21 protein-coding genes are annotated in these 23553 nt (G+C 74.0%); 12 read left to right on the top strand and 9 right to left on the bottom strand.

All coding sequences use genetic code 11. From position 1 onward, the window contains the following. The first annotated feature begins 76 nt into the window (after window positions 1-76). The 3 genes from AB0O07_RS09145 to AB0O07_RS09155 all read left to right on the top strand — a co-directional run bounded on the left by AB0O07_RS09145 (window position 77) and on the right by AB0O07_RS09155 (window position 4204). Window positions 77-610 (top strand): DUF6643 family protein, encoded by a 534-nt coding sequence (locus AB0O07_RS09145; RefSeq protein ID WP_365629372.1) that lies wholly within the window; start codon window positions 77-79, stop codon window positions 608-610. A 285-nt stretch (window positions 611-895) separates the two neighbouring features. After that, window positions 896-1495 carry a hypothetical protein gene (locus tag AB0O07_RS09150; RefSeq protein ID WP_365630306.1) on the top strand — a complete coding sequence of 200 codons (600 nt, stop codon included), beginning with the start codon at window positions 896-898 and terminating at the stop codon, window positions 1493-1495. A gap of 282 nt (window positions 1496-1777) precedes the next feature. Continuing rightward, window positions 1778-4204 carry a right-handed parallel beta-helix repeat-containing protein gene (locus tag AB0O07_RS09155; RefSeq protein WP_365629375.1) on the top strand — a complete coding sequence of 809 codons (2427 nt, stop codon included), beginning with the start codon at window positions 1778-1780 and terminating at the stop codon, window positions 4202-4204. Here AB0O07_RS09155 and AB0O07_RS09160 read toward each other — a convergent pair. Further along, window positions 4174-6636: a hypothetical protein gene (locus AB0O07_RS09160; protein ID WP_365630309.1), complete on the bottom strand. Its 2463-nt coding sequence runs from the start codon at window positions 6634-6636 to the stop codon at window positions 4174-4176. The genes AB0O07_RS09155 and AB0O07_RS09160 overlap by 31 nt on opposite strands. A 346-nt stretch (window positions 6637-6982) precedes the next feature. Here AB0O07_RS09160 and AB0O07_RS09165 point away from each other — a divergent pair, with 346 nt between their 5' ends. Both AB0O07_RS09165 and AB0O07_RS09170 read left to right on the top strand, forming a co-directional pair. Further along, entirely contained in the window at window positions 6983-7855 is an 873-nt protein-coding gene (locus AB0O07_RS09165; RefSeq protein WP_365629378.1) for a DeoR/GlpR family DNA-binding transcription regulator, read from the top strand. Between the two features lie 60 nt (window positions 7856-7915). Next, window positions 7916-8368, top strand: a complete 453-nt coding sequence (locus AB0O07_RS09170) for an SRPBCC family protein (RefSeq protein WP_365629381.1) — start codon at window positions 7916-7918, stop codon at window positions 8366-8368. Between the two features lie 15 nt (window positions 8369-8383). Here AB0O07_RS09170 and AB0O07_RS09175 read toward each other — a convergent pair whose 3' ends face one another. Next, window positions 8384-9520: a PLP-dependent cysteine synthase family protein gene (locus tag AB0O07_RS09175; protein WP_365629384.1), complete on the bottom strand. Its 1137-nt coding sequence runs from the start codon at window positions 9518-9520 to the stop codon at window positions 8384-8386. A 219-nt stretch (window positions 9521-9739) separates the two neighbouring features. Here AB0O07_RS09175 and AB0O07_RS09180 point away from each other — a divergent pair, with 219 nt between their 5' ends. Beyond that, entirely contained in the window at window positions 9740-10057 is a 318-nt protein-coding gene (locus tag AB0O07_RS09180) for a hypothetical protein (RefSeq protein WP_365629387.1), read from the top strand. Window positions 10058-10399: 342 nt separating this feature from the next. Next, window positions 10400-10909 carry an ATP-binding protein gene (locus AB0O07_RS09185; protein WP_365630312.1) on the top strand — a complete coding sequence of 170 codons (510 nt, stop codon included), beginning with the start codon at window positions 10400-10402 and terminating at the stop codon, window positions 10907-10909. A 79-nt stretch (window positions 10910-10988) separates the two neighbouring features. Here the strand turns inward: AB0O07_RS09185 and AB0O07_RS09190 are convergent, their stop codons facing one another. Both AB0O07_RS09190 and AB0O07_RS09195 read right to left on the bottom strand, forming a co-directional pair. After that, window positions 10989-11282, bottom strand: coding sequence for an SHOCT domain-containing protein (locus AB0O07_RS09190; protein WP_365629390.1), 294 nt, complete (start codon window positions 11280-11282; stop codon window positions 10989-10991). Window positions 11283-11418: 136 nt separating this feature from the next. After that, window positions 11419-12633, bottom strand: a complete 1215-nt coding sequence (locus AB0O07_RS09195; RefSeq protein ID WP_365629393.1) for an ROK family protein — start codon at window positions 12631-12633, stop codon at window positions 11419-11421. Window positions 12634-12814: 181 nt separating this feature from the next. Here AB0O07_RS09195 and AB0O07_RS09200 point away from each other — a divergent pair, with 181 nt between their 5' ends. Further along, complete coding sequence (locus tag AB0O07_RS09200) at window positions 12815-14086, top strand: MFS transporter (RefSeq protein ID WP_365629396.1); 1272 nt, start codon at window positions 12815-12817, stop codon at window positions 14084-14086. Between the two features lie 141 nt (window positions 14087-14227). Here the strand turns inward: AB0O07_RS09200 and AB0O07_RS09205 are convergent, their stop codons facing one another. Beyond that, the gene (locus tag AB0O07_RS09205) at window positions 14228-14701 is read right to left on the bottom strand and encodes a carboxymuconolactone decarboxylase family protein (RefSeq protein WP_365629399.1); all 474 of its coding nucleotides are present in this window, start codon (window positions 14699-14701) and stop codon (window positions 14228-14230) included. A 309-nt stretch (window positions 14702-15010) separates the two neighbouring features. Here AB0O07_RS09205 and AB0O07_RS09210 point away from each other — a divergent pair, with 309 nt between their 5' ends. Both AB0O07_RS09210 and AB0O07_RS09215 read left to right on the top strand, forming a co-directional pair. After that, window positions 15011-15370, top strand: a complete 360-nt coding sequence (locus tag AB0O07_RS09210; protein ID WP_365629402.1) for a hypothetical protein — start codon at window positions 15011-15013, stop codon at window positions 15368-15370. Between the two features lie 26 nt (window positions 15371-15396). Beyond that, entirely contained in the window at window positions 15397-16140 is a 744-nt protein-coding gene (locus tag AB0O07_RS09215) for a maleylpyruvate isomerase family mycothiol-dependent enzyme (RefSeq protein WP_365630315.1), read from the top strand. 106 nt (window positions 16141-16246) lie between these two features. Here AB0O07_RS09215 and AB0O07_RS09220 read toward each other — a convergent pair whose 3' ends face one another. After that, on the bottom strand, window positions 16247-18703 hold the full coding sequence (locus AB0O07_RS09220) for an excinuclease ABC subunit UvrA (RefSeq protein ID WP_365629405.1): 2457 nt from the start codon (window positions 18701-18703) through the stop codon (window positions 16247-16249). Between the two features lie 253 nt (window positions 18704-18956). Here AB0O07_RS09220 and AB0O07_RS09225 point away from each other — a divergent pair, with 253 nt between their 5' ends. Then, window positions 18957-19235, top strand: coding sequence for a DUF6332 family protein (locus tag AB0O07_RS09225; protein ID WP_365629408.1), 279 nt, complete (start codon window positions 18957-18959; stop codon window positions 19233-19235). On the opposite strand, the gene AB0O07_RS09230 is transcribed toward AB0O07_RS09225, so the two are convergent. Both AB0O07_RS09230 and AB0O07_RS09235 read right to left on the bottom strand, forming a co-directional pair. Then, window positions 19196-19861 (bottom strand): response regulator transcription factor, encoded by a 666-nt coding sequence (locus tag AB0O07_RS09230; protein WP_365629411.1) that lies wholly within the window; start codon window positions 19859-19861, stop codon window positions 19196-19198. The genes AB0O07_RS09225 and AB0O07_RS09230 overlap by 40 nt on opposite strands. Further along, window positions 19858-21174 (bottom strand): sensor histidine kinase, encoded by a 1317-nt coding sequence (locus AB0O07_RS09235; protein ID WP_365629414.1) that lies wholly within the window; start codon window positions 21172-21174, stop codon window positions 19858-19860. The genes AB0O07_RS09230 and AB0O07_RS09235 overlap by 4 nt, the downstream gene beginning before the upstream one ends. Window positions 21175-21438: 264 nt before the next feature. On the opposite strand from AB0O07_RS09235, the gene AB0O07_RS09240 reads away from it, so the two are divergent. Further along, on the top strand, window positions 21439-22014 hold the full coding sequence (locus AB0O07_RS09240; protein WP_365629417.1) for a DinB family protein: 576 nt from the start codon (window positions 21439-21441) through the stop codon (window positions 22012-22014). Between the two features lie 142 nt (window positions 22015-22156). On the opposite strand, the gene AB0O07_RS09245 is transcribed toward AB0O07_RS09240, so the two are convergent. After that, entirely contained in the window at window positions 22157-23530 is a 1374-nt protein-coding gene (locus AB0O07_RS09245; RefSeq protein ID WP_365629420.1) for a geranylgeranyl reductase family protein, read from the bottom strand. Window positions 23531-23553 lie beyond the last annotated feature (23 nt).

Genomic DNA, 23553 nt, shown 5'->3' on the forward strand with positions numbered 1-23553 from the left:
GACCGGTGACGGACGGAGAAGAAGCACCTCAAGCAGGGCTCGCCAACCGCTAGGTCATGGGCTTAACTTAGGTTCCATGACCTCCCCCCGCGCCAGCTACGGCGGCGGTTACTACACCGCCCCGTCGTTCCCGGACACCCCCATCTACGACTCCCTGGTCGCGGAGCGGGGCACGCCTCAGATCGCCCCGATCCGAGTGCCCGCCGCTTACGACAGCGGCAACAGCTATCTTCCGGCCCTGCCCTCGGCACTCCCGGCGCTCCCGGCGGGCCCCTCCCAGCCGACGCCCTCCTACGGCGGCGGGTACCAGCAGCCGATGCAGCAGGCCCCGCAGCCGATGCCGCTCCAGCAGTCCCCGGCGCCGTACATCCCGCAGCAGGCTCCGCAGCGCGCCCCGCAGATGCCGCAGATGTCCCAGGTGCCGCAGCCGCCGCAACAGCAGCAGTACGGGCAGCCGCAGCCCCAGCGCCCGATGCCCGGCGCCGGACAGCGCCCGATGCCCGGTACGGGGTACGAGGCGATGCGCCCGGCAGCGGCCCGGCCCGCGCCCGCCCCGCCTCAGCAGTACGAGGACCCGTACAACCGTCCCTACCAGAGCCGGGGTTACTGAGACAGGCCCTTTCACGCCGAGGGCGGGCCGGTCGCGCGTACGCGCACCTCGGGGAGGAGGTACGGCCCGCCGCTCTCCCGCCCTCTCGTATCCCCGCGCACCCGTGTCCCGTGACGGCCGCCACACCGGGAACACCGCGCACCGCACCGTCCGTTGACCGGACGGACGCAGGTGCGTGCATGGGGCACTGAAGTGAGCTGGCTCTCTCTTCCCGCCGCGCGCGCGTGAAACCCGCCGTCCCGGCCAAGACGGAAGAGGGAGAGGGGGTGCGGACCTGTGCGCACCATGGCGGGGCTCTGGCGCTGGCGGCGCAACCCCTTGCGGCGCGGGACCGATCTGGCCGAGGCGTGGCTGGCGCTGGCGGCTCTGGTGCTGATCGCGGTGGCGGCACCGGCGATCGGCTGGTTCTGCGGCCGCCAGGTCGACACGGCGCTGCGCGAGACGGTACGGATCCAGCAGGCGGAGCGCCACCGGGTCCAGGCCGTGGTGGTCTCGCGCGCCACGGAGCGGCCGTTCCTGGCGTACGACGCGGAGTCGACCACCGAGCACGCCACCGGCGGCCGGGTCGTCGCGACCTGGCACGCGCCCGACGGCACGGCGCGTACGGGCACGGTGACCGCCCCGCTGCGGACCCCGCACGCGGGCGACACCTTCCCGGTCTGGGCCGACGGCCAGGGCCGGCACGTCCAGGCCCCCATGGACACCGAGGCGGCGCACGCGCACGCGGTGCTGGCCGGGATCGGGATCGCGGCGCTCGCCGTCGGGACGGTGGAGGGAGGCCGGCGGCTGGCCGTATGGCGGCTCGTACGGCGGCGGTACCAGCGGCTCGACCAGGCCTGGGCCGAGGCCGGTCCCGACTGGGGCCGTACCGGGACGGGGAGTTGAGCCGCCGGTCGGTCTTCCACGGCTCCTCCGTCCGGGCCGTGGCGGCGCGGGAAGGTCAACTGCCGCTGGTGGTACGGCCGTAAAGTTGTGCCCGGTATTCCCGGCGGCGACAGGGGCACGGACGGAAAGCGCCCTCCCCGGTGTGCCGCTCGCGTCAACCCGGCGGTCCCGCGCGCGCTACGGTGGTGCCGCCCGGTACGCCGCACGCACTGACCGGGGGCCGGGGCCGGCACCCGGGACGGCATGACACGGGCACGCACGAGGTGGGGACAGAACAACACCATGGCACAGGGCACGGTCCAGGTGACCAACACCGGTACATCGCGTTGGCGGCGGCGCACGGGCGAGTACGCCTCCCTCGCCGCCGCCCTGGAGGCCGCGGGTGACGGCGACATCCTCACCGTCGCCCCCGGGACGTACCGGGAGAATCTGGTCGTCACGCGGGCGGTCACGCTGCGCGGGGCGGAGGGTTCCCTCGGCTCCGTACGGATCGCACCGGTGGACGGTGTGCCGCTGGTGGTGCGCGCCTCGGCGACCGTCCAGGACCTCCATGTGGAGGGCCAGGACGCGACCGCGCCCGCGCTGCTGGTGGAGGACGGCACCCCGGAGCTGGCGGATCTGCGGATCGTGACCCGCTCGGCGGCCGGTATCGAGGTGCGCGGCGCCGCGCGGCCCACGGTGCGGCGGTGCACCGTCGACAATCCGGCCGGGGTGGGGATAGCCGTGCTCGACGGGGCCGGCGGGGTGTTCGAGGAGTGCGAGATCGTCGCCGCGGGCCAGGCCGGCATCTCGGTGCACGGCGGCGCCCACCCCCGTCTGGAGCGGTGCCGGGTGCACCACTCCTCCGGGTCGGGCCTCTCGGTCACCGGGGAGGGCAGCGGCCTTGAGGCACTGGGCTGCGAGGTGTACGAGATCAAGGGCACCGGGGTGCGCATCGCGTCCCGCGCCACGGTCCACCTCACCGACTCCTCGGTCCACCGCACCTCGGCGGACGGGATAACGCTCGACACCGACGCCGTGCTCACGCTCTCCGACTGCGACATCCACGACATCCCGGAGAACGCGGTCGACCTGCGCTCCCGTTCGGTGCTGACGCTGACCCGCTCCACGGTGCGGCGCTTCGGCCGCAACGGTCTCTCGGTGTGGGACCCGGGCACCCGCGTGGACGCCAACCAGTGCGAGATCCACGACAGTACGGGCGACTATCCGGCGGTCTGGGTGAGCGACGGCGCGACCGTCGTGCTCGACGCCTGCCGGCTGCACGACGTGCCCGACGCGCTCTTCGTCCTCGACCGGGGCTCGCGCGCCGATGTCGTGGACACCGATATCTCCCAGGTGCGGAACACGGCGGTGTCGGTGAGCGACGGGGCCACCGCCCAGCTCGACGACTGCCGGATCAGGGAGGCGTCCACCGGCGCCTGGTTCCGCGACCACGGCAGCGGCGGCACCCTCAACTCCTGCACCATGGACGATGTCCAGACCGGTGTGATCGTCACCAAGGGCGCCGACCCGACCATCGAGCGGTGCACGGTGACCTCGCCGGGCGAGGCGGGGTTCTATGTCTCCGCCGAGGGGCGCGGCACCTTCCACAACTGCCGGGTGACGGGCAGCCGCGGCTACGGCTTCCATGTCATGGACGGCTGCCGTACGACGCTCACCCGCTGCCGTACGGAGCGGTGCGCGCGCGGCGGGTACGACTTCGCGGAGGACGGGCCGACCGTCGAGGACTGCACCAGTGACGAGAGCGGCGTGCTCGCCCCGCCGTCGCCCGCCGGTTCCGGGGAGCCGGCGGCGAAGCTGACGGCCACCCAGTCCCCCGGGCTGCTCGGCGCCGTACCGGCGCAGCCCACCGCGGCTCCCGCCCTGCCGGCCGGTGTCACCGCCACCACGGAGCCCGCGCGCGGCTCGGAGGAGGTGCTCGGCGAGCTGGACGCGCTGGTCGGGCTGGAGAGCGTCAAGCGCGAGGTACGGGCGCTCACCGACATGATCGAGGTGGGCCGGCGGCGCAAGGAGGCGGGTCTGAAGGCGGCCTCGGTCCGCCGCCATCTCGTCTTCACCGGCTCCCCCGGCACCGGCAAGACGACGGTGGCCCGGCTCTACGGCGAGATCCTGCACTCGCTGGGGGTGCTGGAGCGCGGCCATCTGGTCGAGGTCTCCCGGGTGGACCTGGTCGGCGAGCACATCGGCTCGACGGCGATCCGGACCCAGGAGGCGTTCGACCGGGCGCGCGGCGGGGTGCTCTTCATCGACGAGGCATACGCGCTCTCCCCGGAGGACTCGGGGCGTGACTTCGGCAAGGAGGCCATCGACACGCTGGTGAAGCTGATGGAGGACCACCGGGACGCGGTCGTGGTGATCGTCGCCGGGTACACCGCGGAGATGGAGCGGTTCCTCACCGTCAACCCCGGTGTGGCGTCCCGGTTCTCCCGGACCATCACCTTCACCGACTACGACCCGGAGGAGCTGCTGCGGATCGTGCGGCAGCAGTCCGAGGAGCAGGAGTACCGGCTCGCCGAGGGGACCCCGGAGGCGCTGCTCACGTACTTCACCGAGCTGCCGAAGGGGCCCGCCTTCGGCAACGGCCGGACCGCGCGCCAGACCTTCGAGGCGATGGTGGAGCGGCACGCGGGCCGGGTCGCCCAGCTCCCGGAGGCGTCCACGGACGACCTGACGCTGCTCTACCCGGAGGACCTCCCCGAACTGCCCTGACCGGCACTGGTCGCCCTGCCCGCACCGGCCGTGCCGCCGAGGCCCGCGCCACCGGGGTCCGCCGTGCCGGGGCCGGTGGTGCCGGGGGCGGCGGCGAGCGGCGGGATCAGCACCGCCCCGGCGTCGGTGCGCTGGGGCGGCAGCAGCGGCGGCAGCCGGTCGAGGAGCGCGGCGCGTTCCTCGGCGAAGACGGGGTCGTCCTGGTAGTCGGAGTGGCCGTAGACCGGCTCGGGCAGCGGGTCCTGGACCGTACGGCCGTAGAGGAGCGGGTCCTTCAGCGGGCCCCGGTCCACCTCCGTGCCGTCGCCGCCCCGGCCGACCCGGACCGGCCCCCCGATCGGGTCGGTGGCCCGCCACAGATTCCGCCAGCAGTGCAGTTCCGTGCTGAGGTCCTTGAGTTGCCCGGTGCCGAAGTACGCGGGGAACCAGCGCCCGTACAGCCGCTCCAGCGGGGAGCCGTACGTGAGCAGCGCGACCCGGTGGCGGGTGGCGGGCGAGAGCTGCCAGACGGCGGCGGCGGCGAGCACACTGCCCTGCGAGTGGCCCGAGAGCACCAGCCGGCCGCCGGTGAGCGCGGTCCAGGAGGCGATGCGCCAGGTGAGGTCGGGGACGGCGCGCTCGGCGTAGCAGGGCGGCGCGAACGGGTGGGCGGCGCGCGGCCAGAACGTTCCGACGTCCCAGAGGATGCCGACGGTGCGGCGGGCCGAGGGGTAGAGGTAGGCGCGCCGGCCGAGGACGACGAGCAGGACGAAGCCGAGCCCTATGAACCAGGAGCCGAGCGCCTGCGCGGTCTCGGCGACGGCCTCCGGGAACGGCCCGCTGCCCCGCAGCGCGCTGCCCGGCACCTGGCCGCTGACCCAGGACCCGGCGACGGCGGCGGCGCCGAGCAGCAGCGTCGCGCCGGCGATCAGGCCGAGCAGCCGGGGCGCGGAGTCGGTGAGCGCGGCGCGGGCGCGGGTCCCGGCGATCTGCCGGATACGCGGGGAGTCGTCGACGCTCTTGCCGTACTCCTTGGCGACGGCGGGTTCCAGGGCGCGGGTGGCGCGCGCGGTGCGCAGAGAGAGGACGGCGACCGGGACGACGAGCAGCACCAGCAGCACCGGGATGACCGACGCCTGCCAGCTCAGCAGGGCAGGCGGGCCGAGGATGGGACCGCCGCCCATGCCGGGGGTGGCGTCGCCGTCCAGCCAGTCGGCGACGCGCTGGGCGACCCCGCCGGTCATCACCCCGGCCAGGGCGCAGGAGAGCATCGCGACGGCGGGCCCGGCGAGTCCGCGCAGGGCGGTACGGGGCTGGGCGGTGCGCCGGTAGAGGGTGTGGGCGGCGACGGCGAGGAGGGTGACCAGGGCGAGCTGGGCGAGCGAGAGCAGCAGGAAGGCGACGTTGCCGGGGAGCGGGCCGGTGGAGGTCCAGCCGGGCCGGGACCAGCTCGCGTAGACCACGGAGAGCAGGAGCAGGGCGACGGAGCCGCCGGGCAGCGCGCCGCTGACCGCCCGGTCGAGGGTGGAGTCCCGGTGGCGTTCGCTGCGGCCTCTGCTGCACACCACGTACAGCACGGCGAGGGCGCCGGCCGCGAGGGCGGCCTGGAGCAGCGGGCCGAGCACGGTGAGCGGTCCCTCGCCGACGGTACGGTCGTGGTCGGCGGCGGCCGCGGCGAGGGCGGCGGCGACGGTGAGTAAACCGGCGGCGACATGGGCGGCGCGCAGCCGGGCGACGAGGCGGCGCCCGTACCAGAACCCGGGCCGGGCCAGCGCGGAGCGCGGCCGGGCCCGCTCGCCCGTGCCCGGGGCGGAATCACCGGACGGGGCACCGGAGCCGGCGGCGGGGGCGGGGCCGGCGTCGTTCGTGGCGTCGGGGGCGTTCGTGGCGTCGGGGGCGGGGACCGCGCTGACGGGCGGGCGGGCCGCCTCGTACGTGCTCCAGGTGCGGGCGGAGAGCAGCCAGAGCAGCGCGACCACCGCGACGGGGAGCAGCGCGGCGAGGGAGAGCCGCCGGCCCGGCTGCGACCACCAGCCGTGCTCCGCCGGGGAGACGAAGCCGAGCCAGGCGTACTGGGCGGCGCACTCCGCGGAGCCGGCGCACTGCCATGCCGTCAGATCGAGGGCGACCTCGCAGGCGGCGGCGGTGAGGAGCACGGTGAGGGTGAGCGCCACCAGCCGTACCAGCAGCCCGTAGAACCGCTGCGTCCGGCCGAGCCCGGTGGTGGAAGGGCGCATCCAGTGGGCGAGGTTGACCACCATGAAGGGCAGGAGCAGCAGCCACAGGGCGCGGGAGCCGTTGCCGGAGGTGAGATTGGACCAGGAGTACGCCTCGGGGATCGGCCGGTCCCGGTAGCGCTCCGGGTGGTGTTCGGCGTCGGCGTCGGCGGCCCGCCGGTAGACCGCGGCGATCTTGTCGCCGCTGACCCGGACCGCGCACGGGTCGCCGAGCATGTCCTGCGGGGTGGTCCCGCCGACGCCGTGGACCAGGAGTTCGAGCGCGGCTCCGTGGCGGTGCGGATCCGCTGTTGGTGAGGACACGTCATACTCACTCTCGCGTGTGGGGGACGGGTCTGCCGGGGTCGGGGGCGCGGAAGCGAACGGTGTGCACTCCAGGGTCCCGGATAGTAGGGGTTCGGCGCCGGACCGTCACCGAATCTTTTCTCCTCCCGCGTCCGCCGGGCACCGGGGCGGCTGTCGTACCCCCGTGGCAGGATGGATCTCCGAGCGGGACGGAACGGGGGCGCGCGATGCCGGTGGAGGCCGCGGACCCGGGCGGAGACGGGAGGCCGGCGCGACGGTGGGCGACAACCAGAACCTTCTGGCGGAGCAGCGGCGGGCGCTGATTCTGGACGAGGTCAGGCGACGGGGTGGTGTCCGGGTCAACGAGTTGACGCGAAGGCTGAACGTCTCCGACATGACGGTGCGCCGGGATCTCGACGCGCTCTCCCGTCAGGGTGTCGTGGCGAAGGTGCACGGCGGCGCGGTGCCGGTCGCCGAGGCGAGTACGCACGAGCCGGGGTTCGAGGCGAAGTCGGCGCTGGAGCTGACGGCCAAGCAGGACATCGCGCGGGCGGCGGCCGCGCTGGTGGTGCCCGGCAGCGCGATCGCCCTCTCGGGCGGGACGACGACCTACGCGCTCGCCCATCTCCTGCTGGACGTACCGGATCTGACGGTGGTGACCAACTCGCTCCGGGTCGCCGACGTGTTCCACACGGCGGGCCGGCCGGAGCCGGACGGTCCGGCCCGTCCCGGCGCGGCGATGGTGGTCCTCACGGGCGGCGTACGGACCCCGTCGGACTCCCTGGTCGGCCCGGTCGCGGACCAGGCGATCCGCTCGCTCCACTTCGATCTGCTCTTCATCGGTGTCCACGGCATATCGGCGGAGGCGGGTCTCTCCACGCCCAACCTCGGCGAGGCGGAGACCAACCGCCGCCTGGTGGAGTCGGCCCGCCGGGTCGTGGTCGTCGCCGACCACACCAAGTGGGGCACGGTGGCCCTGAGTTCCTTCGCCGCCCTGGACCAGGTCGATGTCCTGGTGACGGACGCGGGCCTGCCCGCGGAGGCCCGCGCCGAGATCGCCGGGCTCCTCCCGGAGCTGGTGGTGGCGGGCGCGGAGAGCGCCGAGGGGGGCCGGGGCGGCGCGGAGCTCCGGGACGCCGACGAGAGCTGACGGCATGCCGGGGCCGGTGCGCTCCCCGAGGGGCGTACGGCGGCGCCCTAAGCTCGTCGGATGAGCGCCTTCCGTATCGACCGGACCACCCCGCTCGGCGCCGGGGAGGCGTGGCGGCGCCTCACCGACTGGCCCGCGCACGCGGCCCAGGTCCCGCTGACCCGGATCACGGTGCTGACGCCGGGGCCGTCCCGGGTGGGCACGGTCTTCGTCGCGCGGACCGGGCTGGGGCGGGTGGCGTTCGACGACCCGATGGAGGTCGTCCGCTGGCAGCCGCCCGCGCCGGGCCGCCCGGGTCTCTGCCGGCTGGAGAAGCGTGGGCGGGTGGTCACGGGGTGGGCGGAGATCCGGGTGCGCGAGGCGGCCGAGGGGGAGCCGCCGGGCGGTGCCACGCGGGTCCGCTGGGAGGAGGAGCTGCGGTTCCGCCCGCTCCCCGGTCTTCTCGCGCCGCTCACGGCCCACGCCGGAGAGCGGGTGTTCGGACGGGCGGTGGAGCGGCTGCTGAGCGGCTGACGGTACGGCGCGGGGTCACTCCGGCCAGACGCCGGTGGCCAGGAAGTGGTCGAGGGTGCGGGTGTACGGGGTGATGTCCAGGCCCTGTCCGGCGAGCCAGGCGTCCGAGTAGTACTTGTCGAGGTAGCGGTCGCCGGGGTCGCAGAAGAGGGTGACGACGCTGCCGGTCCTGCCGTGTTCGACCATCTCCGCCACGATACGGAGGGCGCTCCACAGGCCGGTGCCGGTGGAGCCGCCCGCCTTGCGGCCGACGGCCCGCTCCAGGGTCCGGACGGCGGCGATGCTCGCGGCGTCCGGGACCTTCATCATCCGGTCGATGGCGCCGGGCACGAAGCTCGGCTCCATCCGGGGCCGGCCGATCCCCTCGATCCGCGAACCCCGGTCGCTGCGGGCCTCGTTGTCATGGCGGGTCCAGCCGTCGAAGAAGCAGGAGTTCTCCGGGTCGGGCACGCAGACCAGGGTGTCGTACTGCATGTAGCGGACGTAGCGCGCGATGGTCGCGGAGGTCCCGCCGGTGCCCGCGGTGGCGACGATCCACGCGGGCTCGGGAGAGCGCTCAAGGCGGAGTTGCTGATAGATCGATTCGGCGATGTTGTTGTTGCCGCGCCAGTCGGTGGCGCGCTCCGCGTAGGTGAACTGGTCCATGTAGTGGCCGCCGGTGCGCTCGGCGAGCTCCGCCGACTCCTGGTAGATCGCGCCCGCGTCGTCCACGAAGTGGCAGCGGCCGCCGTGGAATTCGATGAGCCGGCACTTCTCCGCGCTCGTGGTGCGCGGCATGACGGCGATGAACGGCACACCGATCAGCTTGGCGAAGTACGCCTCGGAGACGGCCGTCGAGCCGCTGGACGCCTCGATGACCGGCTTGCCGGGCCGGATCCAGCCGTTGCAGAGGCCGTAGAGGAAGAGCGAGCGGGCGAGCCGGTGCTTGAGGCTGCCGGTGGGGTGGGTGGACTCGTCCTTGAGGTAGAGGTCGATGCCCCACTCCTCGGGCAGCGGGAAGCGGAGGAGATGGGTGTCGGCGGAGCGGTTGGCGTCCGCCTGGACCCGGCGCACGGCCTCCTTGAGCCAGGTGCGGTACGCGGGGTCGCTGCGGTCCACGTCCACGGTCGGCAGCACGCCGTCGGGCCGTCCGGCCGCCTCTCGTCCGGTCATCCGTCCACTCCTCGCCGTCCCCGTACCGGTTCGTACCGGTTCCCGATACGTACCGTACCCCCACCACCTGCGGAAACGCTTACTCTGGGCGCCTATAGGAATGATGTACGAAGTGTGCGCCCCACGCGCTCTGGTGCCGGGCGGCGAACTTGTGCAAACTGCCTTCAGGGGGAGTGTCGAGGGGTAGCCGGGGACGGGTACGGAGGGGGCTGAAACGCCATGGCGGAGCCGGAGTTCGACGCGCGCGGCGTACGGATCGAGCGGTGGCCCCGCTCGCTCACCAGGGCCGGCCAGGTGCTGGTCCAGGACGGCAGGCTGGCGCTGTTGACCAGTTACGGCCGGGTGATCGACAGCGCGCCGCTGCGGGCGGTCCGGGCGGCGCGCCCGTGGTTCGCGGGGAGCGGCAGCATGGTCGCGACCGTCAACGGGACGCGCTACCGGCTGACCATGGGGCAGCGCGGACGGAGGCCGGACGCGACGGCGCTGACCGGGCGGCTGATGGACGCGGTGACCCGGGCGAGCCACCCGAAGCCGTAACGCCCGCCGGCCGTTCCGTCACGTCCGTCACGACGGCCCGTGCCGCCGGTGCGGCCCGTGCCGCCCGGGCCGCCCGGGCTCCCTGCGCTGCACGTGCTGCCCGTGCCGCTCGTGCCGTAACACCTGTTGTCCCGTGTCGCCCACCCCTGCCGCGAGTTGCGAAGCCGGGCCCCCTGGTTCACTCTGGTCACACGTCACACAGAGTCCCCGGTGGTAACGCTGCGACCCAGCCCCCGCCGGGCCGGGAACGGCGGGCGGCGAGCCCGCCGCCGATTCCGCCCCTCCGTCTTCTCTCCGGATCGCATTGGGGGAGTCGCAGCCGTGATCAGCAGGCACTGCACGGTGGAGCTCCAGGCCCTGCCGTCGCGGATCGGTCAGATCCGCAGAATAATCTCCGCGCAACTGCGCTCCTGGCACCTCGATCTTCTCATCGACCCAGCGGCTCTCGGGGTGACCGAGCTGCTGACCAACGTCCACCGGCACGCACAGCCGGACAAGCGCTGCACCGTCGACATCGAGCTGCTGCTCGAACGGCTCATGGTCTCCGTCAGCGATCACGACCCCCGGCTCCCCACGGTGCGCCACGCCACCCTCTCCGACACCGGTGGCCGTGGACTCGCGCTGATCGCGGCCTTCAGCGAGAGCTGGGGCATCCATCCCCGGGGCGAGACCGGCAAGAGCATCTGGTTCTCCCTGCCCGCCCCGCCGGTCGCGCTGACGCTGCCGCCGCACCCGGTGTACGGCGCGGTCACCGACGGGCCGTTCCCCGCGGCGGCCTTCCCGGCCCTGGCCCTCTCGGCCCTCGCGGAGGTACGGGACTCGGGACCGGCCAGGTCGGCCCTGACCGGCTGAGCCCCGGAGCCGTACGGCCCAGAGGACACCGTCACCCGAACGGCCCAGGCCCCGGGGCCTCGTCACTTCCCGGTCCTCGTCACTTCCCGGTCCTGGCCCGGCCGAACTGCTCGTCCAGGACGGAGAGCCGGCGCCAGTACTCGTCCTCGTCGATCTCCCCCGACGCGAAGCGACGGCCGAGCACGGCGATGGGCGACCGCTCGTCCCGCGCGGGCTCCGCCGGCCGCCAGGGGCCGCGCGGGCCACCGCCCCGCCCGCCGCGCCATCCGGTCCGCCGCAGGACGGTGACCACACCGACCACGACGGCCGCCCAGACCAGCGGGAACAGCAGGATCCACGGACCGGGTCCGCCCTCAAAGGCCAAGGTGTTCATCTCGGTTCAACTCCTCCGTCGGTGCTCGGCTCGCTCTTTCTCTCACTCACGAGCCTCGCCCGGGGAGGGGGTCCCCGTCGTCGTACGGCCGGCGGCTCTCCGCGTACCTCCGGGGGAGCAGGGGCGGCGCCCCGGGTCAGCGGGCGAGCGCGGCCAGCGGGTCGTCCAGCACCGGCTGCCAGGCCAACTCGGCGGCTCCGACCAGACTGTTGTGGTCGAGCGTGCACGGCAGGATGGGCACCCCGCCGCCGCGTCCCCACAGGCTGCGGTCGGCGACGACGGCGCGCAGCCGGTCCGGGTCGGCGCCGAGCAGTTCGCGGTGGAGCCCGCCGAGGATGATCCGGTCCGGGTTGAGGATGTTGACCAGGCCGGCGAGCCCCAGGCCCAGCCGGTCGATCAGCGCGGCGGCCGCGCCCCGTACCACGGGATCGGCGTACTCCGTACGGAGCAGCTCGCGCGCCTGCCCGAGCAGCGAACTCTCCGGGCCCGGGGTGCGGCCCGCGGCGGTGAGGAAGGCGAGCGGGTCGGTCTCGACGTCCAGACACCCCTTGCCGCCGCAGTAGCAGGAGCGCCCCTCGGGGGTGACCGCGAGATGGCCGACCTCCAGGGCCAGGCCCGAACTCCCGGTGTGCAGACGGCCGTCGAGGACGAGCGCACCGCCGACGCCCCGGTGGCCCGTGGCGACGCAGAGCAGATGCTGGGCGCCGCGCCCCGCGCCGTGCCGGTGCTCGGCGAGCGCGGCCAGGTTGACGTCGTTGCCGGTGCGGGCGGGGCCGTCGACGCCCGCCGCGCGGACCCGCTCGGCGAAGATCTCCCGCACCGGGGAGCCCACGGGCCAGGCGACATGGAGCGGGTTGAGCGCGGTGCCCTCCGGCTCCGCGACCGCCGACGGCACGGCGAGGCCCGCGCCCACGCACCGCCGACCCGAATCCCGCAGCAGCCCCGCGCCCGTCTCGACCACGTCCCCGAGCACCTGCGCCGGGTCGGCCGTGGCCGTGCCGCGCCCGGCGGCGGTGGCGACGATCCGGCCGCCGAGCCCGACCAGCGCGGCCCGGAAGCCGTCCGCGTGGACCTGGGCGGCGAGGACGACGGGGCCCTCCTCGTCGACGGAGAGCCGGTGCGAGGGGCGCCCCTGGGAACCCGCGGCGGCGGGCCTGGAGTCCACCCGGATCAGCCCCAGCGCCTCCAGTTCGGCGGCGACGGCCCCGGCCGTGGCCCGGGTCACCCCCAGCTCGGAGGTGAGGACGGCCCGGGTGGGCGCGCGCCCCGTGTGCACCAGTTCCAGTGCCGGGCCGAGCGCGCCGCGGCCTCTCTCCAGCCGTGTCCTGGCCGTGCTCCCCTTGCCGTTCATGGGGGCGAGTCTCCCATGATCCGGTGCGCCGGGTGGACCCGCGCGTACGCCCCGGCGCCCGCGTGACGCCGCCCCGCCCGAGCCTCGTCCGGGCCTCGTCCGGGCCGTGCGCGGGCCTCGTCCGAGCCTTGTACGAGCGGCCCCGCGCCCCTATCCTCACTTTGTGCCGCCTCTAAACAAAATGCGGACGGCTCTCTCCGGCAAGGGCGCCGGAGCCCCCCGCACCCGCGCTCCCCGCGCCCGCACCCCCCGCCCCCACCCCGAACTGAGCCGGCTGCGCGCCGTCCTGACGGTCTTCTTCGCCCTCGACGGCTTCCTCTTCGCCGGCTGGGTGGTCCGGATCCCGGCGATCAAGGAGCAGACCGGGGCCTCCGCGAGCGCCCTCGGCCTCGCCCTGCTCTGCGTCTCGGCGGGCGGCGTGGGGACCATGGTCTTCACGGGCCGGCTCTGCGGCCGGTTCGGCAGCCACCGGGTGACGGTGGCCTGCGGGGTGCTGCTCTCGCTCACCGTGATACCGCCCCCGCACACCCACTCGGCCCTCGCCCTGGGGCTGACACTTATCCCCTTTGGCATGTTTTACGGCGGTTTGAATGTCGCGATGAACAGCGCCGCCGTCGATCTGGTGGCCGTTCTGCGCCGCCCCATCCTGCCCGGCTTCCATGCCGCGTTCAGCCTCGGCGGCATGGCCGGCGCGGGGCTCGGCGGGCTCCTCGCAGGCCGCCTCTCCCCCGCCGTCCACCTGGCGCTGCTCGCCGCCCTCGGCCTGCTGGTCAGCGCGGTGGCGGGGCGGGCGCTGCTCCGTATCCCGCCGCCCGTGCCCGGTCCTGGGGCCGCCCCCGAGGCGCCCCGGGGGGCCGCTCAGGGGTCCGCCCGGGACCGTACCGACGCCATCGCCGACCGGTCCCGGCGGAACCGGCGGCTGGTCCTCCTCTTCGGTGTGATCGCCCTCTGCACGGCATACGGCGAGGGGGCGATGGCCGACTGGGGCGCACTCCATCTCAGCCAGGACCTCGGCGCCTCCCCCGGGGTGGCGGCGGCCGGTTACGCGCTCTTCGCCCTCACCATGACGGCCGGGCGGCTCTCCGGCACCGCCCTGCTGGAACGGTTCGGCCAGACCCGCGCCCTGGTCCTGGGCGGCACCCTCGCCGCGTTCGGCGCGCTGCTCGGCGCGCTCGCGCCCACCGTCTGGCTCATCCTGACCGGCTTCGCCGTGGCGGGGCTCGGTCTCGCCAACATCTTCCCCGTCGCCGTGGGCCGGGCGGGCGCGCTGGCCGGAGCGGGCGGGGTCGCCGCCGCCTCCACCCTCGGGTACGGGGGCCTGCTGCTGGGCCCGCCCGCCATCGGCTTCCTCGCCGACTGGTTCTCGCTCCCGCTCGCGCTGACCACGGTGGCGCTGCTCGCCGGGGCTGCCGCCCTCATCGGCCACGCGGCCCGCGCCGCCGGTCCGGAGTAGGCCCGGCCGCCGGTCCGGTACGCGGCCACCGCACCGACGAGGGGTATCCGGTCCGGACCGGATACCCCTCGTCGTACCCGTGTGCCCCGTTACGCGTACGCGTGCACCCCCGTTACCCGCGTACGCGTACGGACGGCGCCGTCATCCGTGCATGCCGACCTCGTAGTGGCCGGCCGGCTGCCGGGTCATGACGTTGCCCCGGTTGAAGGCGTTGATCACGGCGATGCAGGAGACCAGGGCGACGAGCTGCTCCTCGTCGTAGTGCTTGGCGGCGTTCGCCCATGCCTCGTCCGTGACCCCGCCGGCCGCGTCCGCGAGCCGGGTGCCCTGCTCCGCCAGCTCCAGCGCCGCGCGCTCGGCCTCGGTGAAGACGGTGGCCTCGCGCCAGGCCGCGACCAGATGGAGACGTACCGCGGTCTCACCCGCGGCGGCGGCCTCCTTGGTGTGCATGTCGAGGCAGCCGGAGCAGCCGTTGAGCTGGCTCGCGCGGATCTTCACCAGCTCCTGGGTGGCGAGCGGCAGCGAGGACTCGGCGAGCGCCGTGCCCGCCGCGATGATGTGCTTCCAGACCTTGGCGGCGACGGGGCTGCCGAACATGTTCAAACGGGCGTCCATGGTGACACTCCTCAATGGTTCTCATCGATCGCTGGTTTCTCGTCGATCGCTGGTTTCTCGTCGACCGGTTCTCGTGGCCCGCATCCCGGTGGATGCCTGCACCCCTACGACGGAGCGACCACCCCGGGATGTGACATCGGGCCGGAAAAGATTCCGGGGCAGCGAGAAAGAGGGGCACGGGGCGGGGAGAACAGGCAGCGCGGGATGAGTAGGGGTACTCAGGCACGGGCGTTCGGGCTGGCCCACTCTGGAGTCAGACAGCACGGCACCCCGCCCACCGGCGGGGGCCCCAACTCCAGGGAGAACATGATGGTTTCACGACGACTGGCCCTTCTCGCGGACCTCGCCTTCAAGAACCGCGCGTCCCAGGTCTATCTCGCCCTCGTCGCCGTGGCGGTCGTGTTCGTCACCGTGGTCACGCTCTCCGCCCAGCAGCAGGGGGACGCCTCGCTCGCCGGGGTGTGGCTGGGCCTCCTCGCCGCCCCGACCGTCTTCCTCTTCTTCTCCGTCGGCGAGCTGGTGGGCGAGGACTTCGCCACCTCCATCGGGTTCCTCGTCCCCGCGCTGCTCATCTCGTACCTGATCCAGTCGATCGCGCTGGGCGCCTTCGCCCGGCTGCTGAAGCGCGCCCCGAAGGCCACCTCCGAGGGACACCCCGGCAAGGCCTGACTGGCACAATGACCGTCATGACGACCATGACGATCGCGGAGCATCTGCGCCAACTGGCCGACGAGGGCGCCCTCCTGGGCGAGGCTGCGGCCAAGGCGGACCCCGGTGCCGAGGTCCCCACCTGCCCCGACTGGCGAGTGCGCGACCTGCTGGGGCACATCGGCCGGGTGCACCGCTGGGCGACGCGGACGATCACGGAGGGCGCCGCCCAGCCGGCCCCCTTCCCGGCCGAGCCGGAGCTCGCCGGGGACGCGCTGGTGGAGTGGTACCGCGAGGGCCACGAGGGGCTGGTCACGGCCCTGCGCACAGCCCCCGCCGACCTGGCGTGCTGGACCTTCTTCCCCACGCCGGACCCGCTCGCCTTCTGGGCGAGGCGTCAGGCACACGAGACCGCCGTCCACCGCGCGGACGCCGAGTCCGCGCTCGGCGGCGGCCTCTCGCCGGTGGAGACCGGCTTCGCGGCGGACGGGATCGACGAACTGCTCCGCCTCTTCCACGGCCGGGACCGCAGCCGCCTCCGCTCGCCGGAGCCGCGGGTGCTGCGCGTACGGGCCACCGACACGGACGACGTCTGGACCGTACGGATCTCCGCCGACCCGGCGGTCACCGTCCGTACCACGGCGGCCGCCGAGGCCCCGGCCGACGGCGAGCTGAGCGGCCCGGCCGGGACGCTCTATCTGGCCCTGTGGAACCGGCTCCCGCTGGACACCCTCACCGCCACGGGCGACCCGGAGCTGGTCCGCCTCTGGCGCGAGACCTCCGGCGTCTGACCCGCGTCACGCGGGGCCGTACGTCATCCGCGTACGGCCCCACATCCGGGTACGGCCCCACATCCGCGTACGGCCTCCTCCGTACCGCGCGCCGCTCCTCCCGTCGCTACCCGCCGACGTACGCCGCCAGATGCTCGGCCGTGAGGGTGGAGCGGGCCGCGACCAGGTCGGCCGGGGTGCCCTCGAAGACGATCCGGCCGCCGTCGTGGCCGGCGCCGGGGCCGAGGTCGATGATCCAGTCGGCGTGGGCCATGACCGCCTGATGGTGCTCGACCACGATGACCGACTTGCCGGAGTCCACCAGCCGGTCGAGGAGCCCGAGGAGCTGCTCCACATCGGCGAGGTGCAGCCCCGTGGTCGGCTCGTCCAGAAGGTAGACGCCGCCCTTCTCGCCCATGTGCGTGGCCAGCTTGAGCCGCTGCCGCTCGCCGCCCGAGAGCGTGGTGAGCGGCTGGCCGAGGCCGAGATAGCCGAGGCCGACATCGGCGAGCCGGCCGAGGATGGCGTGGGCGGCCGGGATACGGGCCTCGCCCGCGCCGAAGAACTCCTCGGCCTTCGTCACCGGCATGGCCAGCACCTCGCTGATGTTCCGGCCGCCGAGCCGGTACTCCAGCACGGAGGCCTCGAACCGCTTCCCCTCGCACTCCTCGCAGGTGGTGGCGACACCCGCCATCGTCGCCAGGTCGGTGTAGATGACCCCGGCGCCGTTGCACTGCGGGCAGGCGCCCGCCGAGTTGGCGCTGAACAGGCCCGGCTTCACCCCGTTGGCCTTGGCGAACGCCTTGCGGATCGGGTCGAGCAGCCCGGTGTACGTGGCCGGGTTGCTCCGCCGCGAGCCGCGGATGGCGCCCTGTCCGACCGACACCACCCCGGCGGACGCCGGCACCGAGCCGTGCACGAGGGAGCTCTTGCCGGAGCCGGCGACCCCGGTGACGACGGTCAGCACCCCGAGCGGGATGTCGACGTCGACGTCGCGCAGGTTGTGGGTGGCGGCGCCGCGGATCTCCAGGGCGCCGGTGGGCTTCCGTACGGTCTCCTTGAGGACGGCCCGGTCGTCCAGATGGCGCCCGGTGAGGGTGTCCCCCGCGCGCAGCCCCTCGACGGTGCCCTCGAAGCAGACGGTGCCGCCCGCCGTACCGGCGCCGGGGCCGAGGTCCACGACATGGTCGGCGATGGCGATCGTCTCCGGCTTGTGCTCCACGACGAGCACCGTGTTGCCCTTGTCGCGCAGGCGCAGCAGCAGGTCGTTCATGCGCTGGATGTCGTGGGGGTGCAGACCCGTGGTGGGCTCGTCGAAGACGTAGGTGATATCGGTGAGCGAGGAGCCGAGGTGCCGGATCATCTTGACGCGCTGCGCCTCACCGCCGGAGAGCGTGCCGGCCGGCCGGTCGAGGGCGAGATAGCCGAGGCCGATCTCGACGAACGAGTCGAGGGTGGCGGCGAGGTTCGCGATCAGCGGGGCCACGGACGGGTCGTCGACGGAGCGCACCCAGACGGCGAGGTCGCTGATCTGCAGGGCGCAGGCGTCGGCGATGCTGACCCCGTCGATACGGGAGGAGCGGGCCGCCGCGGTCAGCCGGGTGCCCTCGCAGTCGGGGCAGTCGGTGAAGGTGACGGCCCGGTCGACGAACGCCCGGATGTGCGGCTGCATCGCCTCCCGGTCCTTGGACAGGAAGGACTTCTGGACGCGCGGGATCAGCCCCTCGTAGGTGAGGTTGATGCCGTTGACCTTCACCTTGGTCGGCTCGCGGTGCAGGAGGTCGTGGAGCTCGGTCGCGGAGTACTCCCGGATCGGCTTGTCCGGGTCGAGGAAGCCCGACTCGGTGAAGATCCGGAGGGTCCAGTGGCCGTCGACCTTGTAGCCGGGGATGGTGATCGCGCCCTCGGCGAGCGACTTGGAGTCGTCGTAGAGCTGGGTGAGGTCGATGTCGGAGACCGTGCCCCGGCCCTCGCAGCGCGGGCACATGCCGCCGGTGACCGAGAAGGTCTTCCGCTCGGCCTTGGCGTTGCCGCGCTCGACGGTGATGGCGCCGCTGGCGCGGACCGTGGGGACGTTGAAGGAGTACGCCTTGGGCGAGCCGATGTGCGGGGTGCCGAGCCGGCTGAAGAGGATGCGCAGCATCGCGTTGGCGTCGGTGGCGGTGCCGACCGTGGAGCGCGGGTCGGCGCCCATCCGCTGCTGGTCGACGATGATCGCGGGGGTCAGCCCCTCCAGGACGTCGACCTCGGGGCGGCCCAGCGAAGGCATGAAGCCCTGCACGAAGGCGCTGTACGTCTCGTTGATCAGCCGCTGCGACTCGGCGGCGATGGTGTGGAAGACCAGGGAGCTCTTCCCCGAGCCGGAGACGCCGGTGAAGACCGTCAGCCGGCGCTTGGGTATCTCGACGGTGATGTCCTGGAGGTTGTTCTCCCGCGCGCCGTGCACCCGGATCAGGTCATGGCTGTCGGCGGCATGCGACGCGGACGCCTCGGGGGCCGCCGGGTCGGAGGTCCCGGGGACCTCGGAGGCCGTTCCCCGGGTACCCCCGGCTCTTCGCCGGACCGGTCCTGTGGCCGTGCTCATCGTGTCGTCTCTCCATCCGGGTGTCCGCGCGGGCCCTGCTCCGCCGGTCGCGGGGGCGCGACCGCGGGACCGCGCTGCTGTCTCCGCTCGTTTCCGCGACCGATCATAGGCAGATCGCAGAGATCACCCATAGGCCCGGTTCCTTCCGATACGACCACTTCTCTCCGTCATGCGGCGATCGCACGATGTGACGGAGGGCGTGACGGACGGCGTGCCTTGCCGCGGGGATACGGCCCGGGGCAGACTCAGGGCCATGGGGACACGCAGCGGGGCGGAACGGGACGCCATCACCGTCGAGATCGTCTTCGCCGCGGTGACGGGGGTCGTCGCGGCGGCGCTGGTGTTCGGCGCCATCGCCGGCGCGGGGTGGTATCTGGGGCTTCCCCCGGTGGTGACCCGGATCGCGGGGGTCGTGGCGGGCCTCGTCTTCGTGGCGCGAGTCGTCCAGGTACTGCGGCGCTTCACTCCGGGAGCACCGGGCGGAGCCGCCGCTCAGCCGAGCCATCCCGGCCGTACCAGGCCGGACTCGTAGGCGAGGACGACCAGTTGGGCGCGGTCGCGGGCGCCCAGTTTCACCATCGTGCGGCTCACATGGGTCTTGGCGGTGAGCGGGCTGACGACCAGTCTGCGGGCGATCTCCTCGTTGGAGAGGCCGATGCCGACCAGGGCCATCACCTCCCGCTCCCGGTCGGTGAGTTCGCTCAGCCGGGCCGCGTCCGTGGGGGTCTTGGAGCGGGTCGCGAACTCGGCGATCAGCCGGCGGGTCACCCCCGGGGAGAGCAGCGCGTCGCCGCCCACCACGGCCCTGATCGCGCGGATCAGCTCCTCCGGTTCGGTGTCCTTGACCAGAAAGCCCGAGGCGCCGGAGCGGAGTGCCTCGAAGACGTACTCGTCCAGTTCGAAGGTGGTCAGCATGACCACCTTGACCTGGTCGCACCGGGCGTCCTCGGTGATCCTGCGGGTCGCGGCGAGGCCGTCGAGGCGGGGCATCCGGATGTCCATCAGCACGACGTCGGGGGCGACTTCGCGGACCTGGGCGAGCGCCTCCTCGCCGTCCGCCGCCTCGCCCGCCACCTCGATGTCCGGCTGGGCGTCGAGGAGCGCGCGGAACCCGGCCCGTACGAGCGACTGGTCGTCGGCGAGCAGGACCCGGATCATGGTGTCTCCTCGGTCGTCAGGGGCAGTGCGGCCCGCACCCGGAATCCGCCGTCGGGGAGCGGCCCGGCCTCGATGGTGCCACCGAGGCCGGCGGCCCGCTCTCCCATCCCCACCAGCCCGTTGCCACTGCCGCCCGCGTCCCCGCCGGTCGCCGGGCCCGGGTCGTCGACCAGCAGGTCGAGCCGTCCGGCCGCGTATCCGACGCGTACGGTCGCGGTGCGCGCCCCGGAGTGGCGCACCACGTTGGTCAGGGCCTCCTGGACGATGCGGAACGCGGCGAGGTCGGCGCCGGGCGGGAGCGGGGCCGGGGTGCCCGTGCGCCGGATCTCGACGGCGAGCCCGGCGGACGCGGCCTGCTCGGCGAGTTCGGACAGGCGGTCCAGGCCGGGCGCGGGGGCGCGGGGCGCGTCGCCGGGGGTCCGCAGGGTGTCGAGGACCTGCCGTACCTCGCCCAGCGCCTCCTTGCTCGCCGCCTTGACGGTGGTGAGCGCGGAGCGGGCCTGCTCGGGGTCGGTGTCGAGGAGGGCGAGCCCCATGCCCGCCTGGACGTTGATGACGGAGAGGGAGTGGGCGAGGACGTCGTGGAGTTCGCGGGCGATCCGCAGCCGCTCCTCGTCCCGCCTGCGCCGCTCGGCGGCGGCCCGCTCGGCACCGCGCCGGGCCCACTGCTCACGCCGTACGCGGGCGAGTTCGGCCCCCGCGCAGAGCGCCAGCACGAACGCGGAGATGACCAGCTCCTGCCCCCAGGGCGCGGCGTGGTCGCCGGGCGGCGGCAGCCAGCGGTAGAGCCAGTGCCCGATGAGCAGATGGCCGAGCCAGAGGAGGCCCACGGCCCACCAGGCCGCCTTGCGGTGGCCCGCGGCGATCGCGGCGAAGCAGGCGACCGCGACGAGCAGGAAGACCGGCCCGTACGCGTACCCGCCGGCGAGATAGCCGAGCACGGCCGCCGAGACGCCGGCGACAGCGACCACGGGGTGGCGGTGGCGGATCAGCAGCAGGGCGCCGCCGACGATCAGCGGCAGCCGGCCGAGGAGGTCCAGCGGGACGCGTTCGGGCTGCTGGCGGGCGGCGAAGGCGGTGCCGACGAGGACGAAGACGGTGAGCAGCACGGTCGACGCCCACGGCAGCCGCCCGCTCTCCCCCTCCCCCGCGCCGGTGAACCGGGGCGGCCGTTCCCCCTGCCCGCCCCACCCCTGCCCCCAGGGCGCGTGCGCCCCGTCCCAGGGCCAGGGATGCCCCTGCCACGCCCCGCCCCGCCGGCAGGGGAAGGCGCCACCCCGGAACCGGCCCCGCCGGCCGTGCTGCTCGTCCATACCGGCCACGCTAGACGGCGGGGCCCGCTCCGGTCGTCCGCCGGACGTGGTGATCACCGGTACTCCCCGGGGAGTACGGGGCGGGGCGGCGGGGCCGCGCGGGGCGCTGAGGTCTTCCGGATGTCACCCGTCCTGCCCGGAGTAGCGGTCATCCCCTGTCCGCCATGCCTGCGAAGGTCGTTCCCGTAAGGCCGTACGGGACCCGCAGGGGCTCCCCACGGCCTTACGGGAACCACCGGCAGACACCCCGAAAGGCTGATCACCATGACCACCGCCGACACCTCCACCGCCGCCGGCATCGAGCGGACCGAACTCCTGGCCGCCCTGGCCACCGCGCGCGCCGCGCTGACCCGCACGGTGCTCGGGCTCACCGACGAGCAGGCCGCGGCGTCCCCGACGGTGAGCACGCTCTGTCTGGGCGGGCTGGTCAAGCATGTCGCGGCCATGGAGGACACCTGGATGCGCCTGGTCACCGAGGGCCCGTCCGCGATGCGCTACGACCTGCCCGACGGCGTCACCTGGGCCGATCTCGCGGCCGGCACCGCCCGGGAGCTCCCCCGGTGGGCGGTCGACCACGAGGCGCGCTTCCGGATGGCGCCGGGCGAGACGCTCGCCGGGATCCTCGCGGATTACGAGAGGACGGCGGCGAGGACCGAACAGGTCGTCGCCGCCGCACCCGACCTGTCGGCGACGCGCCCGCTCCCGGACGCCCCCTGGAACGAACCGGGCGCGGTGCTCAGCGTGCGCGGTGTGCTGGCCCACCTGATCGCGGAGACCGCGCAGCACGCCGGCCACGCGGACATCCTCCGCGAAACCCTGGACGGCCGGAAGGCGAACTGACGGACCGGCCGGTACGGGGCTCAGTCCCGGGACCCCGGCCGGTACGCGCCTCGGTCCCGGGACCCCCGGCCGGTACAGGCTTCAGTTCCGGGACCCCCGGCCCGTACAGGCCCCAGTCCCGGGACCCCGGCCGGTACGGGCCTCAGTCGCGGGACCCCCGGGCGTCCCGGGTGTCCGCTTCCGGGACGTTCGCCGGGTCCGGCTGCTCCGGGGGGTGTTCCGGGGTTCCGGGGCCGGCCGGGGTGCCCGACTGGCGGCGGTCGAGGACGTCCAGGGCGCGGCGGGCCAGCGGGCGGTTCCGTACGATGCCCGCCAGGGTCGTGGAGCCCCGGGTGATGTCCGCGAACGCGTTCCACGCCGGGCGCAGGCCGGTGACGGCCGCGTGCAGCACCCCCGGTCTCCGCTCGAAGATCGCGAGGATGCGCCGCCCGACGCTCATCTCCACGCCCAGGCCCGCCTTGATGGCGAACGCGTAGTTGAGCGCCTGGCGGCGGGCGTCCACCGCGTCGTGCGCCTCGGCGATCCGCACCGCCCACTCCCCCGCGAGCCGCCCCGACCGCAGCGCGAAGGAGATGCCCTCCCGCGTCCACGGCTCCAGCAGGCCCGCCGCGTCGCCGCAGACCAGCACCCGGCCACGGGAGAGCGGGGAGTCCTCGCTGCGGCAGCGGGTGAGATGGCCGGAGGAGACCGAGGGTTCGAACCCGGCGAGCCCGAGCCGGGCGATGAAGTCCTCCAGATACCGCTTGGTCGCCGCGCCCTCGCCGCGCGCCGAGATCACCCCGACGGTGAGCGTGTCGCCCTTGGGGAAGACCCAGCCGTAACTGCCGGGCAGCGGACCCCAGTCGATCAGCACCCGGCCCGCCCAGTCCTCGGCGACGGTCGGGGGTACCGGTATCTCGGCCTCCAGGCCGAGGTCCACCTGGGCCATCTTCACGCCGACATGCGCGCCTATCCGGCTGGCGCTGCCGTCAGCGCCGACGACGGCGCGGGCAAGCAGCGTCTCGCCGTCGGAGAGGACGACCGCGACGGTACGGCGGTCGGGCACGGCGGGACCGTGCTGCTCGACCCGGGCGACGGTGGCGCCGGTCCGCACCACCGCCCCGGCCTTCTGCGCGTGCTCCACCAGACTCGCGTCGAACTCCGGCCGGTTGATGAGCCCGAAGAGCATCCGCTTGGAGCGGCGGGTACGGGTCATCCGCCCGTTGAGGGAGAACGTCACCGCGTGCACCCGGTCCTTGAACGGCAGCTCGAAGCCGGGTGGCAGCGCGTCCCTGGAGGGCCCGATGATCCCGCCGCCACAGGTCTTGTACCGGGGCAACTCGGCTTTCTCCAGCAGCAGCACCCGACGGCCCGCGACCGCCGCCGCGTACGCCGCGGAGGCTCCCGCGGGCCCTGCGCCGACCACGACGACATCCCACACCGGCTCGTCGTGCACGCTTCCGGCGTCTGCGTTCTCGCTGCTCACGATGTGCTTCTGCTCCTGATCCGCCCGGTCACCCCTGCTGTTCCACCGCATCCTACGGCGCTGGCGGGCCGGAC

This window comes from Streptomyces sp. NPDC093085 (assembly GCF_040683935.1).
Taxonomy (GTDB): Bacteria; Actinomycetota; Actinomycetes; order Streptomycetales; family Streptomycetaceae; genus Streptomyces.